The following is a 17084-nucleotide window of genomic DNA, read 5'->3' on the forward strand; positions in this document are numbered from 1 at the left end:
GGTATCTTTGGATTGAAAACGCTTTATTTAGCAGAACCATTTTCAAAAAAGGAGATAGAGAAATGAATCGACAACAATTAGAGAAATTGAATCGGGATTGTATCTATGAAGTGTATGAAGATAGGGAAGAAACTAATGAATTTTATATGGGATACATAAAAGCAATTTTTAAAAAGTACATTATAATAGAAAATTATCATAGAAGTGGTCAGTTTGATGGTTTTGCTATTATCGCCAATGAAAGCATTTTTAAAATTCAAAAAGACACCAAATATCTGGAGCCCTATAAAAATGTGAAATCAGCCAAAATGCAAATGCCGGAATTAAGTAGCAAAGGAGATACCCTATATAATTTTCTTCAGTGGGCAAAAGAAAATAAGAAAATAGTGGAGCTCACAACAGTTTGGGATGAACTAATTATTGGGGAGATTGACGTCCTTGATGATGAGTTGATATCAATGAACGTTCGTTTTTCTGATGATTTTTCACCTGATGGGCAATGTTTTATTGAATACGAATCGATTCTAGATGTTTGTGTTGATACGTTGAAATTGCAATTTATGGAAGAGAGTTGTTAAAAGCTTTTAGGTCTCCATGAGTTGTGTTTTTTCTAATAAGTGTTATAATAAAGTTGGAAAATGAATCATTTAATGCACAAAAACCCCCGAGTCCGGCTAAAGACCTCGGGGGTTTTCTTGTGGTTAGAACGGTTGCCGTCTACTTATGTTTTTTATCACTACGATGTTCTAACCAATATTTGTAGGTAGCTAAAGTAATTCCTACAAAAATCGGAGCGATAAGACTGGAAAAAAATAGAATCATTTAATGCAGCTACCTTCAGACGAACAATGTTCCAATTGTTCGTCTGAAGGTAGAAGACTTAATTATTATAGCATGTTCATATAATCTAAAGAGATGTTTTAAAGAATAAAAATAAATCAAATAGCTGTAAATTCAGGACATAAAAAGCAGCAATGAAACTAATTTTAGTTTCATTGCTGCTTTTTTTACTTATTTTGTAATTTCTTTTTCTATCAACCGCAAAAATTCCTTCGCTGCACTCGAAAAAGTAGGGTTCTTTTTCCAAACAATGCTTATTCCAGCAGTTAGGGGCGGCGAAAAAGGAATAAATTTCAAATTCGTATTGTCCGTGTTGACAATGCCATCGATACAAAGAATACTGGCAATATTCTCTTTAGCTAAAAGCGAGGCATTATAAAGCAAATTATATCTACCAATCACATTCAAGTGTTCAAAATGTCCTCCTAACCAACTTGCTAGTTGATTATCCACGAAAGATTGATTCGAAACCATTATTGGATTTTCTTGAATATCACCCGGAGTTATAACTTCTTTTTGCGCTAAAGGATGGACTTTATTTACTAAAATGCCCCATCTATCTTCTAAAGAAAGCTGCAAATATTCGTATGCCTGCATTTCAACAGGATTAATAACCAACCCAAAATCCAGCAGCCCATGCTCAATTTTTTCTAAAACATCGTTGGCATTACCACTATGTAGTTGAAACGTAATCTCAGGATGTATTTCTCTCAGCTGATGAATGACACTACCAATAAACTCAAATCCTCTCGTTTCCCCAGCACCAATCGTTATTTTTCCGCTAATTGTTTCATTTTGCAGCAAGTTCGAAGTAGTTAACTCCACTAAAGATAAAATCTCCTTCGCACGATTTGCCAAGTAAACACCGTCTTCTGTTAAGGTAATAGAACGATTTCCGCGAATAAACAGCGTTACACCTAACTCTTCCTCAAGTTCTTTCAATTGTTTAGAAAGTGTTGGCTGAGAAAGATGAAGTACTTCCGCCGCTTTACTAATCGTTTTTTCACGAACGACAGTTAAAAAGTAATTTAACACACGTAATTCCATGAAAGACTCCTTCCTATAACCAAAACGAATAGTTGGCTATGGTTTATAAGTATTATTCAATTATAACTTTTCTCCGTATAATTAAGAAGTAAAAGATTTTCGGGGGGAGAGCGCATAATGATACAAGATTTACAGAAAAGAGTAGTCGGTAAAGAAATTCTACAAGGGTCAAATCTGTTAAATGAAATTCATGAGGTAAAGCAAAACAACGAACAATTAATCGTTGAACTAAATACCAAGTATCATTCAAAAAAAGAAATAACAAAATGCCTCAGTGAAATCACAGGAAAACCTGTGGATTCTTCTGTAGAGGTTTCGCTTCCTTTTTACAGTGATTTTGGTAAACATATTACTTTTGGGAAAAATATCTTTATCAATTTAAATGTAACTTTCGTGGATTTGGGTGGGATTACGATTGAAGATAATGTCTTAATTGGACCAGGAGCAAGACTTGTGACCGTCAACCATTTAGTTAGCCCGAAAAAGAGACGTGGCTTAAGAGTAGCACCGATTTGTGTGAAACAAAATGCTTGGATTGGAGCAAATGCGACGATATTATCAGGCGTAACTATCGGAGAAAATGCCATCGTTGCTGCGGATGCCACTGTCACAAAAGATGTCCCAGCAAACGTTGTCGTCGCCGGAAGCCCAGCCAAACAAATTCGTAAAATTATCGAGGAATAAGGAGATGTAACCAATGACAATCAAAAACAAAGTAATTATCATAACTGGCGCATCGTCTGGAATTGGCGAAGCAACAGCCTTACTTTTAGCTGAAAAAGGGGCGAAGTTAGTTCTTGCTGCTCGGCGCGTGGAAAAATTGGAAAAAATTGTTCAAATGATTCAAGCAAAGTCTGGGGAAGCAATTTTTGCCAAAACGGATGTGACAAAACGCGAAGACAATAAAAAATTAGTAGAATTAGCGATTGAAACATACGGAAAAGTGGATGCAATCTTTTTAAATGCGGGAATCATGCCTAATTCGCCATTATCTGCTTTAAAAGAAGATGAATGGGAGCAAATGATTGATATCAATATTAAAGGTGTGCTAAATGGAATTGCGGCAGTTTTGCCTTCTTTCATCACCCAAAAATCAGGACACATCATTGCAACTTCTTCTGTAGCAGGATTAAAAGCATATCCTGGCGGTGCAGTATATGGAGCGACAAAATGGGCCGTCCGTGACCTAATGGAAGTATTACGAATGGAGTCGGCGCAAGAAGGAACAAATATCCGTACCGCAACCATTTACCCAGCAGCCATCAATACGGAATTATTAGATACAATCACGGATAAAGAAACCGAACAAGGGATGACCAATTTATATAAACAATATGGTATCACACCAGATCGTATCGCAAACATTGTCGCATATGCTATCGATCAGCCTGAAGATGTAAATGTAAATGAATTCACTGTTGGGCCAACTAGCCAACCGTGGTGAATAGAAAGTATTCTTGAACTGATGTGTAATCAGTTCAATTTTTTTGTATTGCAAGTACAAACTAAACATGATGCTTCTTAAATGAAAACGCTTAAATTTTATTTTTGACTAATTTATGTCAATTTTGAGGTGAAAATTATTTATTCGCATAAAAAGTAAAAAAATTACATCTTGCATAACTTTTTAAAATAAAAACATGCTATAATGATTTTGTTAAATTTGGAAAAGGACCAGTTTTACTCGTTTAAAACTGGTCCTTTTTTTAGCAAATGGGGGATAGTGAGGTTGTTAGCGGGGAGATAGAAAATAGAGAACATAGCAAGACATCGAATGAAATTACATTGAAAAAGGGAGAGCTTGATACATGAAAAAACATGCAAAAGCAAAAAAAATCTTAGTGAGCCTAATAGCGATTATGCTATTCCTTTCACTAATACCTGGTTATGCACCAATGGCGGAGGAGAAATCAACCGGGGTAGCGGAACCAGAAAAGAAAGCGGGAGAACAAGCACCAACAGAAGTGAAAGACGAACGAACAGAAAATGAAGTAGTTTTTGATAATCACGACGGGAGCTTTACAAAACAAATCTTTGCGGACCCTATCAATATGGAAGTTGATGGCGAGATGAAACGCATTGATGCGAATGTGGAGAAAGAAGCAGATTCTGACATGATTGTTCCAAAACAAACCCCATTAGAACTAGGCTTCTTAGACAAAATGGAAGAGGGAGCATATCAGAAACTAACAAAAGCTGGCGCAGAAGTTACATTTCGCTTAAAAGGAGCACGTACAGGCGAAAATGAACAAGCAGTTACAGACCAACCAGCGACCTACAAAGAAAATGAAGTTACGTATGAAAACGTATTTCCTAAAACAGATTTACGTCATTTAACTTTTCCACAATCAGTAAAAGAAGACATCGTATTACATGAACCTAATCAAGTAGATACGTATGTTTATCAAATTGAAACAAAACTAGATTTAGAGCTAGCAGAGAATGGCGATGTGCTATTCAAAAATAAATCCGGCGAAACAATGTATACGCTTCCGAAACCAGTTATGACAGATTCCAATGTCGGCGCTGAGACCGGGGAAGCAGCGTTATCCGAGAATGTTTCCTTTGAAGTGAAACAACTCACCAAAACAGTCTATGAGTTACAATTAAAAGTAGATACAGCTTGGCTAAATGATGCCGCGCGCGAATATCCTGTCTATATTGATCCATCTGTCCGGTTAGATGAAGTGTATAATGCCAACATCAATTCAGCAAAACCAACCGAAACCAATATCGGAAGCAAACTTTGGGATTCTGGCCAAAATGCTTACACATTAAAACTTGGTAAATGGGACAATTCAACAGGAAATAATGCCGCCTTTTTAAAAATGGATACATCCACTTTGAATAAAGCGACTGTTTCTAAAGCCACCTTAAAAGTCTATAATATTTGGCATATGTCTCCAACTGTTAAAAATGATCTTTGGTACTATGAAGCAAATGCGAATTGGTCCCCGTGGCAAGTAACATGGAATACGGTACCACCTGTAACAAGGTTAGGTAGCGTCAATGTCGGTCGGGGCGAATGGGCAAATTTAGACGTCACTAAAACAGTTCAAGCATGGGCAAGTGGCGTGCGACCAAATAACGGTTTTCGCCTAGGAACGAACATCGATCAAAACTATTGGAAAAAATTAGTAGCAAGTGAAAATAATAAAAACTATCCTTATCTGGAAGTAAATTATACGTATGCACAACCGGAAAAACCTACTGTTAAAACGAATTCGAATGGAGTAGGAACCGGAACAGGTTACATAGATTTATCTTGGAAGGCTGTTCCTGGTGCAACGAGTTATAATATCGTTATTTCTAATGGATATAACTACGAATATATTAATACAAAAAGTACCGCAACCACTTGGAGCACTAAAGGGAAGAAAATTTTCCCAACAAATGACGAAATCGCTAATGGAGAATTCGAATTCCATCATGATGGCAAAGGAACCGAATTCGCTCTTGATCCGCGAGCACAATATGAAAATGCGTTTCAAGCTGGAAGTACTTTTGGACTACGCAATTTAACGCGCTATTTATTCAGAGTGCAAGCCGTTTTCCCGGGTGGAGAAAGCCCGAATTCCGACTTAGTATTTGCCTATATGCCAATCGAAAAACCACAACCTCCTGCTGCGAAAGCATATTCTAACTTAGCGCATAAAGAAACAGGATACGTGGAACTTAACTGGGAAAAGAGCCCAATGGCGGATGGCTATAAAGTACTTGTCTTCAATGGGAAAGCCTACGAAGAATACGATGTCGGCGCAGAAACAAAGTGGACCACCCAAAATAAAGGGATTTGGCCAACCAAAGAAGAAATTGCAGAAGGTAAATTTGCTCTTCATCATGACGGAAAAGGCGATGAACTAGCAAAAGATCCTTCCCCAGTTTATACCAATTCTGGCGGTAATTATAAAGAACGAACAAACTATTGGTTCCGTATTATTGCATACCAAAAAGCGGGAAATAACGCCACAAGTATTCAATCCGAACCAGCGACGCCATCCATTCCAGAAGTAGTAAATAAACAGTTAGGAATGGTAGATTACTGGACAAGTGTGCCAGTTCGTGGTGGCGAAGTCAACGCTACAAACGGAAACTTTTTATTCCATGAAACAGATTTTAACTTAGAAGGCCGCGGCCCAAGTATCAATGTCGACCGTACTTTTAACAGCCAAGATGACGCAACAGGCATTTTTGGTAAAGGCTGGACAAGTACGCTTGAAGAGAAACTTATTGAAGAAGAGAACGGTAATATCGTATGGATGGAATCGGACAAGAAAGTCCATCGTTTCACTAAAAAAGGCGATAAATACGTGGCACCACCAGGCATTTACTCCGAGATTACTAAAAACGCAGATGGCTATTTGAAAATAGAAGAAGATAAGTCAGAAACGCGCTTTTTAGCTGACGGACGATTAAAATCCGAAAAAGATACAAAAGGCAACGAATTAACTTACGAATATACTGACGGCAAACTAACAAGCATGCGCGACGCTTCCGGACGTACCGTGACTTTAGCGTATGAAGGCGATCTAGTAAAAGAACTTGTTGGACCAGAAAACCGTAAAATCAGCTACACGTATAATGACAAACAAGAGCTAATCAGTTCATCCACTGCCCGCGGAAAAATATATCGCTACGGCTACACAGATGGCTTATTAACCTCGATTTACGATCCAAAACATACAGAAGAAAAACCATACGAAACAACTTTTGCCTATGAAGAAGAAAAATTAACAGAAATAACCGATCCAGTCGGCAAAAAAACAATCCTTTCTTATGACAAAGAAGGACAGCAAACTACTTTAACAAATGAGAAAAAGAAGAAAACCATTTATTCCTACAATGATGCTGGAAATCCAAAGAAAGAAATTGTGGATGCAGATGGTCTCAAACTCACAACAACCTATACGTATGAATCAAATAACCTAGTAAAAGAAGTGAATCCTAAGGGACAAGAAGAAACATATTCTTACGATGCAGATGGTAATATCACGCAAGCGACAGATGCTTACGGTACAGAATCATATACCTACAATGGAAATAACGATGTAACGAGCGCAACTGACACAGAAGGACGCAAAACGACGGTTACTTATGACGGAGCAGATGCGGTGTCAGAAACACTTGCGACAGAATCCCAAGTATCCTCTGTAACGCAGTATGACGCCTATGGAAATCCAATTCGAGGTAGTGGTGAACTTTCTTCAGCCGGAAACTTACTTCAAAACAGCGGCTTTGAAAAAGGAGCAGGAGTTTCCAACTGGGCACTGATTCAATCTGATGCAAAAGGAAGCATGACATTCGATAGCACTCAGTCAGCTCCAGGGACACTCGGCGGCAGCGGTTCCGTTAAACTAACGAGTGAAGCAAATTCTACCGTAAAAGGCTATTCATCCGTTACCCAACGCGTCGATGTAGAACCAGAAACAACATATACATTTAGCGCCTGGATTAAAACATCCGGAATGACAAACGCCGATGCAATTCTCATTGGACGTTTACAAGATGCGAATGCAAAAGACATTACCGATGCTGGCGTATGGCAATCCAACCGTGCGACATCCATCAAAAAGAACGGCGGCTGGGTAAAACGCCAATTAACCTTTAAAACATCTAAAAACACGCGCCAAGTCTTGCTTTATTTGGACAACGAACAACCAGCTCCACATAAAGGAAAAGGAACAATTTGGTACGACAATGTTCAATTTGAAAAAGGCAGTGTTGCTTCCAGTTACAACCCGGTAGTCAACAGCAGTTTTGAAAACCATAATGGAACACTTCCTACTGGCTGGGCACGTTCAGGAAATACCGCACTTACACAAGCAAAAGTAGTAGATAATGAAGGATACAGTGGTGATAGTGCCGTTTATTTTGAACGAAAAGCAACAAGTGAAGCCTATACACACATTGCCCAAGATGTGCCAGTAAATCAAAAAGAAGCCAAAGCATTAACAATTTCCGCACTATCCAAATCAGAAGATGCCAAATCAAACGGCTCAGTTGCAACGATGTCGAACGATTATTCTGTCTGGGGAACAATCAACTATCAAGATGGCACAACTTCTTCCGTACAAGGACAATTCCCGCTAGGAACCAACGACTGGAACCGAAGCGCAGTAGTAATTAAACCAACCAAACCAATCAAATCAGTTAAAGTTTACACCATGTTCCGCAATGGTTTAACAGGAAAAGCTTGGTTTGACGACGTACGTGTCATAGAAGGCGAAGTATTAACAAAAAATGAATACGATGCTTCCGGCAACTATGTAACAGCTAGCTATGACGAAGAAGGCCGCAAAATCAGCTTCACTTACGATGTTTACGGCAATAAAACATCCGAAACAGACGAAAAAGGCAACAAAAAAACTTTAACCTATGATGCAGACAACGCACTTATAGACACCAAACTAGCGAACGGCACATCCGTAGCCTATAAGTACGACGACAATGGCAACACTACCGAAAAAAATGTCACTGCATCTGGCAAAACGCAAAAGAATATCTATGAATATGACGTGGATAACAAAATCACCGCATTTACCGACGCACTCAATCGCACAATCAAGTACGAATACGATGCAGCCGGTAATGAAACAAAAGCAATCATGCCAAATGGTCGCGTAACCGAAAGCACATACGATTCCGCTGACCGCGTGGACGGGATTAAATGGAATGATAAACTAGCCTTTAAATTCCAATACGATCCAAATGGTAACCAAACAAAAGTAACCGATGAAATTAACAGCATCGTAACCGACAAAACCTACGACGATGCCAACCGAATCACCAAAGTAGCCGAACGAGGTGGCGACGTAAGCTACACTTACAAAGACAAACCAACGAAAGACAACAAAGGAAAAACAGACAAAGTCGGCGAAGTAGCCATTAACCACGGCGACTACACAGCAAAAACAAGCTACACATACAACGACTTAGACCGAAATACCCGCGTAAACGATGGAAGCAAAAACGCCTATTTCGAGTTTGACGAATTTGGAAACATCAACGTCTACACAGCAGGAAACGGCACCGCAGCCAACTACACCTACGATAGCACCCAAAAAGTCACCAACGCAGCTATTAGTAGCGCAAGCGGCACCCAAATTTTAGACGAAAACTACACCTATGACGCAGCAAGCAACCGTACGAGCATCGACAACAAACAAGACGGAAAAACAACCTACGAATACGATGCAGTCAACCAACTAACCAAAGAAACACTACCAGACGGCACCGTAAAAGCATACACATACGATGGCTTCGGAAACCGCACACAAGTAGCAATCAGCGGAAGCGAGACAAAAACAATTGCCGCAAGTTATAATGATGGTAATCAACTGGTTTCGTGGAACGGAGAGGCTCTGACATATGACGCCAATGGTAACCGTACAAGCGATGGCAAGTACACGTATACATGGGATACCGGCGACCGTTTAAGCAGCATCACGAAAAAAGGTGAGAGCGAGCCGTTTACAAGTTATACGTACGATGATGATAACCGCCGCTTGTCGAAAACCGTCGATGGCGTTACGACGAATTATCATTATGACGGCGATAGTATTGATGTTCTGTATGAGACTGATGGTGATGGAAAAGTAGTTCGTCAGTATGTTTATTCGGATGATAATGTTCGTTTAGCGATGAAGATGAATGGCAAAACCCTCTATTATCACTATAATGCGCATGGCGACGTAATTGCGCTCACAGATGAAGCAGGTAAAATTGTCGCGGAATATGCGTATGATGCTTGGGGAAATGTGCTGAAAAACACTACCTCTTCAGAAGAAGCCAAAGCGAATCCTTATGGTTATGCAGGATACACGTATGACAAGGAAATTGAACAATATTACTTGATGGCGCGTTATTACGAACCAGAGCAAGGCGTGTTTACTGCTTACGATCCAGACCCAGGCGATGAAGATGATCCGCAGACGATGAATGGGTATAATTATGCGAATAATAATCCGGTGATGATGTTTGATCCTGATGGTAATATGCCTTGGTGGGCTGCGGCAACTATAGGTGGTGCAATAGGAGGAGCAGCTAAGTATTATATAACAAATAAAATTCGAGGTAAGAAATCAACATGGAAAGGTGCAGGTAAAGCGGCTTTTAGAGGTGGTAGAGATGCATTGTATTGGACCACAGGTGCTAGGGTTTTTGGTCTTGCTGGTAAAGTAGGAACAATAGCTAAAGTATTCAAAAAGGGAACTAAAAATAGATCATTTAAAAAACAGGTAATTAAAAATATCAAGACAATAAAATATACAGTAAAAAGTAACTATAAATCCCTAAGAAAGAATTATAAGAAGCACTTGAGCACTAATTTAAATTTAAAATCAGGTAAGAGTTATAGGAAAATGGCAAAACGATATTACAATAAAATTAGAAGGAAAATGAGCTAATAACATAAAGCAGGAAAATAGTTATTTCCTGCTTTATATCTATAAGTTAGGAGGGGGATAAGGTGAATAAAAAAAATAAATCTTGGAAATATTTTAAGTTAAGTTTATGCTTTTTGCTAGTCGTAACGTTAATTGTATATTATTTATGGGAGTTGCCAGGGGCTCAATCTATTATAGAGGTTAGTGTAGGTTTCATCTTGCTTGCAAATATTTTTATGTTATTTGATTTAATTGAAAAAATGAATACAAATAACAAAATTCAAGGTTATCTTCAAACTGTTTGTATTAGTATGTTTGTAATAATAATTATAAGTTCATTTTTTTTATATTAAAGTTTAAGGAGAAATTAAATATGCCTGATGTATTAATCTTTCTGTTAATAACAAATGTAATAATTTTAATCTATTTCCAAGCGTTTTCAGATAATACCCCTAAAAAATACAGAAATACATATATAATAACCGTTTTTTTTATTGTTTTTATGATTTTTGGATTATATGAGTACTATGCTATTAAGGGATTGTTTAATTAGTAATTTATTGATAACTTTTTGATAAAGATTTAATACAAGTTATAACAACTAAGAAAAATGAAAAAATAAAAATAGGTCGCATAATTTTAAAAATTGAAGCCTAGAAAAGATATAGAAATAGAGGATGGAATAATGATAGAGTTTCCACCAGTTTTAGACACCACAGCAATAGAAATAATTTCAAATGAACTACTAAAACATAACGAAGGAGAAACCCATTGGATGCGAAACAATTACTCCAAACATTAAAAAATACTCCAAATGAAACTCAAATGCTAAAAATTATACCCAAACTAGGCAAATACGCAAAAGGAAAAACAGTTGAAAATGCGCTAGTCAGTCTATCAGAATCAAGTTCTGAAAAAATTCGAGCTGCTGCGATAGACGCTTTACTAACTAACTCTCATAATCGCATCAAGAAATTAGTAATGGCTCATATGACTGATACAAATGAGGTTAAAACAAAGTGTTTCGAGTATATGGGTTATCACAGGATGAAGCAAGCAGAGCTTATTCTTTTAGCACATTTAAATGACGCTGATCGTTGGGTTCGGTATTTTGCAATTTTAAATCTTGGTGATTTGGGGGCTTATGACGTAATAGAGGATATAGAAAAACATTTAGAAAATGAAACCAGTGACGTTGTGAAATCTGGATGTTACTCCACCTTGGTTTTATTAAGTGACACAGAAGCAGAAAAGGATTGTTATGAACAAAAGCTAATCCAATTACTAAATTCATCCGATGAAGTGGCACGATATGTAACGATTAATAATTTAGCAGATCTAAAAAACCATCTCAAAAGAGAGCAAATAATTAATGCTTTTTATGCTCGCCTAGAAATTGAATCAGATGAAGAAAATATAACTACACTAAAAAACGCAATTCGGTCATTGAAATATTGGTGAGAATTAATTTGATAACACGAAATAGGATGACGTTCTTGGCTTTAAAGATGGAAAAGTACTAAATGAAAAACAACTAGATAATTTTCGGGAAATCCTGACTCAAGAAAAGGGGATAATTAATTGGAAAAAATGACACTGAAAAAGAAGACCTATGCTAATTTTAATAACGAATTTGCTAAGGTATTTAATTCAGATAATTACCTACCTGAAAATATTTTTAATACTAAGTTCCATAATTTTTTCGTTTATGATATGGATTATTTTTACGAAGAAACAGGTTGGGAATGGATTTTACAAATTTCATCTAATAACAAAGTGAAAAACTTGTTCTTTACCAGCGCAACTGAAAAAAATTCAGACTATACTATAGCCGAGATTCCTACTTCGCTTAATCCTAAACAGATTTTAGAGCAAATGGATATTTTAGAAAACGATTCTGAGGATAGAAAGAACACCTTCTTTTTAACCTTCAATGAAGCTTGTTTGTTTTCTAATGTAAGTAACTGGGGACTATATTTTGTTAATGAATTTAATTTCGTTATTTTAGCTTTGGAGGAAGATTTTCCCAAACAAGATGTATTTTTCCATTTAGAAAGTATGACGAAAGAGGAATTTACCAAACATTTTCAAGAATGGTCCGTTTGGCTTGAAAAAGATAATTTGAATTTTTTAACAGAATTTAATAAAGTGTTTTTTACTAAAAGTTAATTGATTATGAAATCCTAAGGAGGAACCAAAAATGTCCACAAAATTCATGTACGAAAGATTACTAAAATGCCAAGAAGCAAATAAACTAGTAGCCATCTACGCGTCACGCGAAGACGAATATTTCGAGGCGGGCTACATTGAAGCAGTTACAGCGAGTGATGTTATGTTCCGTTCGCGACGTTCGGACGGTTACGAAGAGGGACATGTTGTTCTTCCGTTAGAATTAGTGTACCGAATAGAAATTGACACGGCACATTTAAAAACAGCCGAACTACTCGCAAAACATCTTAATCAACCAATCAGCTCAGGATTATTTGAGAAAGCACCAAACAAAAAGCATTCTCTTTTCGAAATTGCCGCTGATTATGTATACCAAAGTAAAGAGATAATCTTTATTGACATCATAGGCGATGAGACTCCAGCAATTGGAATGATCGCTGAAAACGAATATGAAGGATTAGAAATTACTTTAGTGGATGACGAAGGTCGATTAGATGGAACTTGTTGGATAAAAAAAGAAGATATTCTAGCCCTGCGTTTCGGCGGCAGTGTAGAACAAGATTTGATGAACAAACTAAAAAAATAAACTAAGAATAAGCCCTCCACTTTTACAGGGAGGGCTTATTCTAAAAGTAAGAGATGTAAATAATACATATCAAAAGAATAATCTCTGCGTGAGCATAAGCAAGATAGTAAGAATACAATCCTAGAGAATATAAAAAAGAAAAAGGAAAGAAGATAACCAAATTAGGAGATTGAAATGGATTCAATTTTGAAATTAATAATGGATTTGGAATTCATCGGCATAATTATAATGTGTATAGTTATTATAGATTTTAAGAAAGACAACTTCTTTTCTAGGTGTATGCAAGTATTAATATTGTTAACTTTATTTGTGGTTACGGGAATAACTATCTACTTTTAAGACGGATCGGGGGATAATATGTTACTTGTGATAATAATATATTTTGTTTTTCTACTTATATTAATTATTGGCTATGAAACGAGACGTAAGAAAAACAATAAAACCATCCTTAACAATATAGCTATCATTATTTTCCTGCTAGCCATTATAAATTATTGTATAATGCTAGTCCCTCGGTTGGGCATTTAGGAAATGAAAGTCACTATAGAAGTAAAGAACAAATTATTTTTATACTTAGCTTTAAACTTAAAGAAAAAGCTTTTAAAGTACAGTTTGTTATAACATTGATAACGGTGTTTGTCTGCTTTCCTACATATGTAATCTTGTTTATTTATAGGTTTTATATTCTTTTCTAACCCATGCGTGGGAGATTATATAGAAAAAATGGTAGTGCTGTAGTAGAGCGTTTTAGGAGGTTATCATGGTTCAATTTATTATCGATATATCAATAAATTTTATTACATTTGCAATTTGTGTCCTTCCGTTTTATCTTTCAGAAAAAACTAAAGGTATCTGGGAGAAAATAGGTGGAAGCATATTTTTTGCAGGGATTATGATAGTTGGAACAGGTATTTTTATAAGCGGCGGTAATACTCTGCAATCATATGTTTATGTCATTTTGGTAGTGCAGATAATTATTTTGTGTATCGAGCTTATATTAGTGTTATGGAGTAAAAGTAAAGGAAAGTCTACAATTTTATCTATCCAATCAGCAATATTTTCTATAGTCGCTTTAGGAGTATACATTTATTACGTTGTAGCGAGATTTATTTAGTGAGGAATAAAAAATTTTAGAAAGCCTATTACAAAATGCAGTGAAAAAACATTGAGGAGTGACAACATGATATACAGTGTAGGTATGACTACCATGGATTCGTATGATGAAAAAGAACAAGAGTATTTTAGTATCATGCCCGAAATAAGAACGGTGGTAAATCCACTATTTGATAAATATGATATATATGAATATACAGTAGATAGAAAGAAGCGAAGTGATCTAACATTCCCATTAAAGCCTAAGCGTTTTCTAAACATTTTTAAGGCAGAGCCGATGAGGGAAAACCCTGGAATAATGGAATATAACAAATTTATAATTGTAACTAAAGGACTAGATATAAAGACATTACTTAGCGGGGTGTCAGACCTTAATAGACGCGAAAACATTGAATATTTTTTAGTGCAAAATACAATTATGACTTACAAGATTCTAGAAGGCGAAGTAATCAATTTCTATGCAAAAGACTTGGGATTTTTAATTGAAGAATTAGCGCTTGAAGTCTAATGTTAATGGTTTTAGTTTATCGGATCTAAAATTAATCTCGATGGACTATGTAAAGGAGAGAAATAACCATTATGAATATTATAGTATAGGAGACAATCATGATTGAGTTTATTATCCATATATTAATAAATTTTATTACATTTGCAATTTGTGTCATTCCGTTTTATCTTTCAGAAAAAACTAAAGGTATCTTGGAAAAAATAGGCGCAAGCATATTTTTTGCGGGGCTTATAATAGTTGGAACGGGTATTTATATAAGCAATAGTTATACCCTGAAATCATATATTTATGTGATTTTGGTAGTGCAAATAGTTATTTTGTGCATCGAGCTTATATTAGTGTTATGGAGTAAACGTAAAGGAAAGTCTACAATTTTATCTATCCTATCAGCAACATTAGCTATAGGTGCGTTGGGGGTATATATTTATTACGTCGTAGCGAGCTTTATTTATTGAATAAGGGCTTATAGGTGGAATTCTAAAATCAAGTAATTATTATGTCATAGCGGTTAATGAAAAATAAACTTGGATGCAAAATGTTTTTGTGAAATACTGCTTCAAAATGCCAAGAAGCAACTAAATAAGTAGCCACTTGTTCATCACGCAAAGACGATTTTTTTGCTGGTTACATTGAAGCTATTACCACGAACGATATCATGTTTAGCGGAAGGCGTTCAGATGGTTATGAGGGAGAGGATGTTTTTTCATTAGGAACAGTGTATCGAATAGAAATTGATACAACCTATTTGAACATCATAGAACTGCTCGCCAAACATCTCAACTAAGCAAAAAATTTCTATTCGAAATCGTATCAAATTGTATATTCAAAAATGAAGAGCTGGTCGGTATGGACATCATTTGAAAGGAGGTTGGCCTTATGAGCAAATTAACTAGTGATGAAGTCGAATTTAAAATAAAAAAACTTATCAATTTAGAAAAAAATTTACCGAAACAAATATTTTCTAATCCTTCAAAATACAACTTTTATTTTGAAGAACCAGAGGCTATTTATATGGATACGAAAGAATTCATCCATATGATTAAACAAATTGTGGAAATTACACAGGATGAGAAAGCATATATTAGTGAGATTTTGGAAGAAGGTAAATTTTTACAAAAGAGCAAAACTATCTTGAATTTAAAGGAAGTAATAGACTTTACACAGGAAGAGGTTAGTATAGTAGAAAATTTGGATTTTGAACATATAACGGAGACAACGATATTTTTATATTGCTATATGTATTTGCCTTCTGAGCAGCTCTTTCTTTTCGTTAATGAATATTCAGACACAGCCCTTTTAGCGATTGATAAAAAACTTGATATCGATATTCCTTGGTATGATGTAGAAACATTTTTGACTGTGGAGAATCTGGGGATGAAAGATAGGCTATACAGGAAGTTCAGGAAGCGTTTAGGGAAAAGTTATAAAAAATAATTTATTAATAAGGAATAAAAATTTTAGAAAGTCTATTGCAAAATGCAGTGAAAAAACGTGCGGAGGGACAAAATGATATACAGTGTAGGTATAACTACTGCGGGTGCATATGATAATCAAGGTAAATATTTAGAAGAAATTCATGAAGATATTGAAAAAATAATGAAGCGGCTAATTCTTCAATTTGATATATATCAATTTCATATTTCCCATAATTTTGAGGCAGCTGCTGATAAATCAGTCCTTGTGAAGCAAACTAGATTTAAAAAGACATATATTCATTTTTATAAAGAGGATGAAGAACGATTTAAAGAGGGATCTAGCTATGACCAGTATTTTTTAGTAGAAAAAGATTGCGACATCTCTGAGCAGATAGATAAATTAGAGCTTAGCGAAATACCAAGGATAGAAAATATACGAGCCAAATTGTTATCCGTTTTCCCATTATTAGTCATTTTATCAGATTCAAGTGAGTTGATGGCGTATTCAATGGAAAAATCGAATTTAGAGCTGATATAGATTCAGGAGGGATAAAGTGGGAAATCAAAAACAATCTCAGTGAGCATTTAAAGTTTGGAGCATTTAAGACTAAAAAGTTAATAAAGAATCGCGATAACAATATAGAAAGTTGAATGAAAAATGGATTTTATTTTAAATATTTTAATTAATATTATAGCTTTTGTATGCTTCTTGGTTGGTGGAAATGCAATTAAAAAAGAGAAGCAGTTAATGGGAAAAGTGATTGCCAGTTTATCAATAGCTGGATTGGCGATAGTCGGAACAGGTTTAATTCTGTCTGGTGTAGAGGAACTGCACACATATATGTACATTATATTAGTAATTGAAATGGGGATACTTTTCATAAATGTATTCATGAATTATTTAAGTAAACTCGGAAAATCGGAAGTTTTAATAGGTGTATGTGTATTAATTCTAACGATATTTAATTTATTTACTTATGTAACTTATGTGGTTTTGACTTTTGTTTTTTACTGAAAAACTG

Annotated in this window: 16 protein-coding genes; 14 read left to right on the forward strand and 2 right to left on the reverse strand. The window is 35.7% G+C overall.

Annotated elements, in window-relative coordinates:
• Positions 1 to 62 precede the first annotated feature (62 nt).
• Complete coding sequence (locus HRK21_RS08060; RefSeq protein WP_077952696.1) at positions 63 to 578, forward strand: hypothetical protein; 516 nt, start codon at positions 63 to 65, stop codon at positions 576 to 578.
• A gap of 139 nt (positions 579 to 717) precedes the next feature.
• Here HRK21_RS08060 and HRK21_RS08065 read toward each other — a convergent pair whose 3' ends face one another.
• Positions 718 to 822: a type I toxin-antitoxin system Fst family toxin gene (locus HRK21_RS08065; protein WP_109909189.1), complete on the reverse strand. Its 105-nt coding sequence runs from the start codon at positions 820 to 822 to the stop codon at positions 718 to 720.
• 189 nt (positions 823 to 1011) lie between these two features.
• Entirely contained in the window at positions 1012 to 1887 is an 876-nt protein-coding gene (locus HRK21_RS08070; protein WP_070005743.1) for a LysR family transcriptional regulator, read from the reverse strand.
• A gap of 114 nt (positions 1888 to 2001) precedes the next feature.
• Here HRK21_RS08070 and HRK21_RS08075 point away from each other — a divergent pair, with 114 nt between their 5' ends.
• From HRK21_RS08075 to HRK21_RS08135, 13 genes are all read left to right on the forward strand, one after another.
• The gene (locus HRK21_RS08075; protein ID WP_069888086.1) at positions 2002 to 2571 is read left to right on the forward strand and encodes a DapH/DapD/GlmU-related protein; all 570 of its coding nucleotides are present in this window, start codon (positions 2002 to 2004) and stop codon (positions 2569 to 2571) included.
• Between the two features lie 13 nt (positions 2572 to 2584).
• Positions 2585 to 3331 (forward strand): SDR family oxidoreductase, encoded by a 747-nt coding sequence (locus HRK21_RS08080; RefSeq protein ID WP_003738128.1) that lies wholly within the window; start codon positions 2585 to 2587, stop codon positions 3329 to 3331.
• Between the two features lie 364 nt (positions 3332 to 3695).
• Positions 3696 to 10292 (forward strand): DNRLRE domain-containing protein, encoded by a 6597-nt coding sequence (locus tag HRK21_RS08085; RefSeq protein WP_070005744.1) that lies wholly within the window; start codon positions 3696 to 3698, stop codon positions 10290 to 10292.
• 62 nt (positions 10293 to 10354) lie between these two features.
• Positions 10355 to 10624 (forward strand): hypothetical protein, encoded by a 270-nt coding sequence (locus HRK21_RS08090; RefSeq protein ID WP_012581946.1) that lies wholly within the window; start codon positions 10355 to 10357, stop codon positions 10622 to 10624.
• A gap of 418 nt (positions 10625 to 11042) precedes the next feature.
• Positions 11043 to 11732, forward strand: a complete 690-nt coding sequence (locus HRK21_RS08095) for a HEAT repeat domain-containing protein (RefSeq protein ID WP_070005745.1) — start codon at positions 11043 to 11045, stop codon at positions 11730 to 11732.
• Between the two features lie 129 nt (positions 11733 to 11861).
• Positions 11862 to 12440 carry a hypothetical protein gene (locus tag HRK21_RS08100; protein ID WP_223276788.1) on the forward strand — a complete coding sequence of 193 codons (579 nt, stop codon included), beginning with the start codon at positions 11862 to 11864 and terminating at the stop codon, positions 12438 to 12440.
• A 31-nt stretch (positions 12441 to 12471) separates the two neighbouring features.
• On the forward strand, positions 12472 to 13026 hold the full coding sequence (locus tag HRK21_RS08105) for a hypothetical protein (RefSeq protein WP_012581943.1): 555 nt from the start codon (positions 12472 to 12474) through the stop codon (positions 13024 to 13026).
• Positions 13027 to 13786: 760 nt separating this feature from the next.
• Entirely contained in the window at positions 13787 to 14140 is a 354-nt protein-coding gene (locus HRK21_RS08110; protein WP_070005747.1) for a hypothetical protein, read from the forward strand.
• Positions 14141 to 14206: 66 nt separating this feature from the next.
• Positions 14207 to 14647: a hypothetical protein gene (locus HRK21_RS08115; RefSeq protein WP_070005748.1), complete on the forward strand. Its 441-nt coding sequence runs from the start codon at positions 14207 to 14209 to the stop codon at positions 14645 to 14647.
• 98 nt (positions 14648 to 14745) lie between these two features.
• Entirely contained in the window at positions 14746 to 15102 is a 357-nt protein-coding gene (locus HRK21_RS08120; RefSeq protein ID WP_070005749.1) for a hypothetical protein, read from the forward strand.
• 421 nt (positions 15103 to 15523) lie between these two features.
• A complete protein-coding gene (locus HRK21_RS08125; RefSeq protein ID WP_070005750.1) occupies positions 15524 to 16081 on the forward strand; it encodes a hypothetical protein in 558 nt (185 codons plus the stop codon).
• A gap of 72 nt (positions 16082 to 16153) precedes the next feature.
• Positions 16154 to 16600 (forward strand): hypothetical protein, encoded by a 447-nt coding sequence (locus tag HRK21_RS08130; RefSeq protein ID WP_070005751.1) that lies wholly within the window; start codon positions 16154 to 16156, stop codon positions 16598 to 16600.
• 120 nt (positions 16601 to 16720) lie between these two features.
• Positions 16721 to 17077: a hypothetical protein gene (locus tag HRK21_RS08135; RefSeq protein ID WP_070005752.1), complete on the forward strand. Its 357-nt coding sequence runs from the start codon at positions 16721 to 16723 to the stop codon at positions 17075 to 17077.
• Positions 17078 to 17084: the final 7 nt, after the last annotated feature.

It is taken from the genome of Listeria monocytogenes, from assembly GCF_013282665.1.
GTDB classification, from domain to species: domain Bacteria; phylum Bacillota; class Bacilli; order Lactobacillales; family Listeriaceae; genus Listeria; species Listeria monocytogenes_C.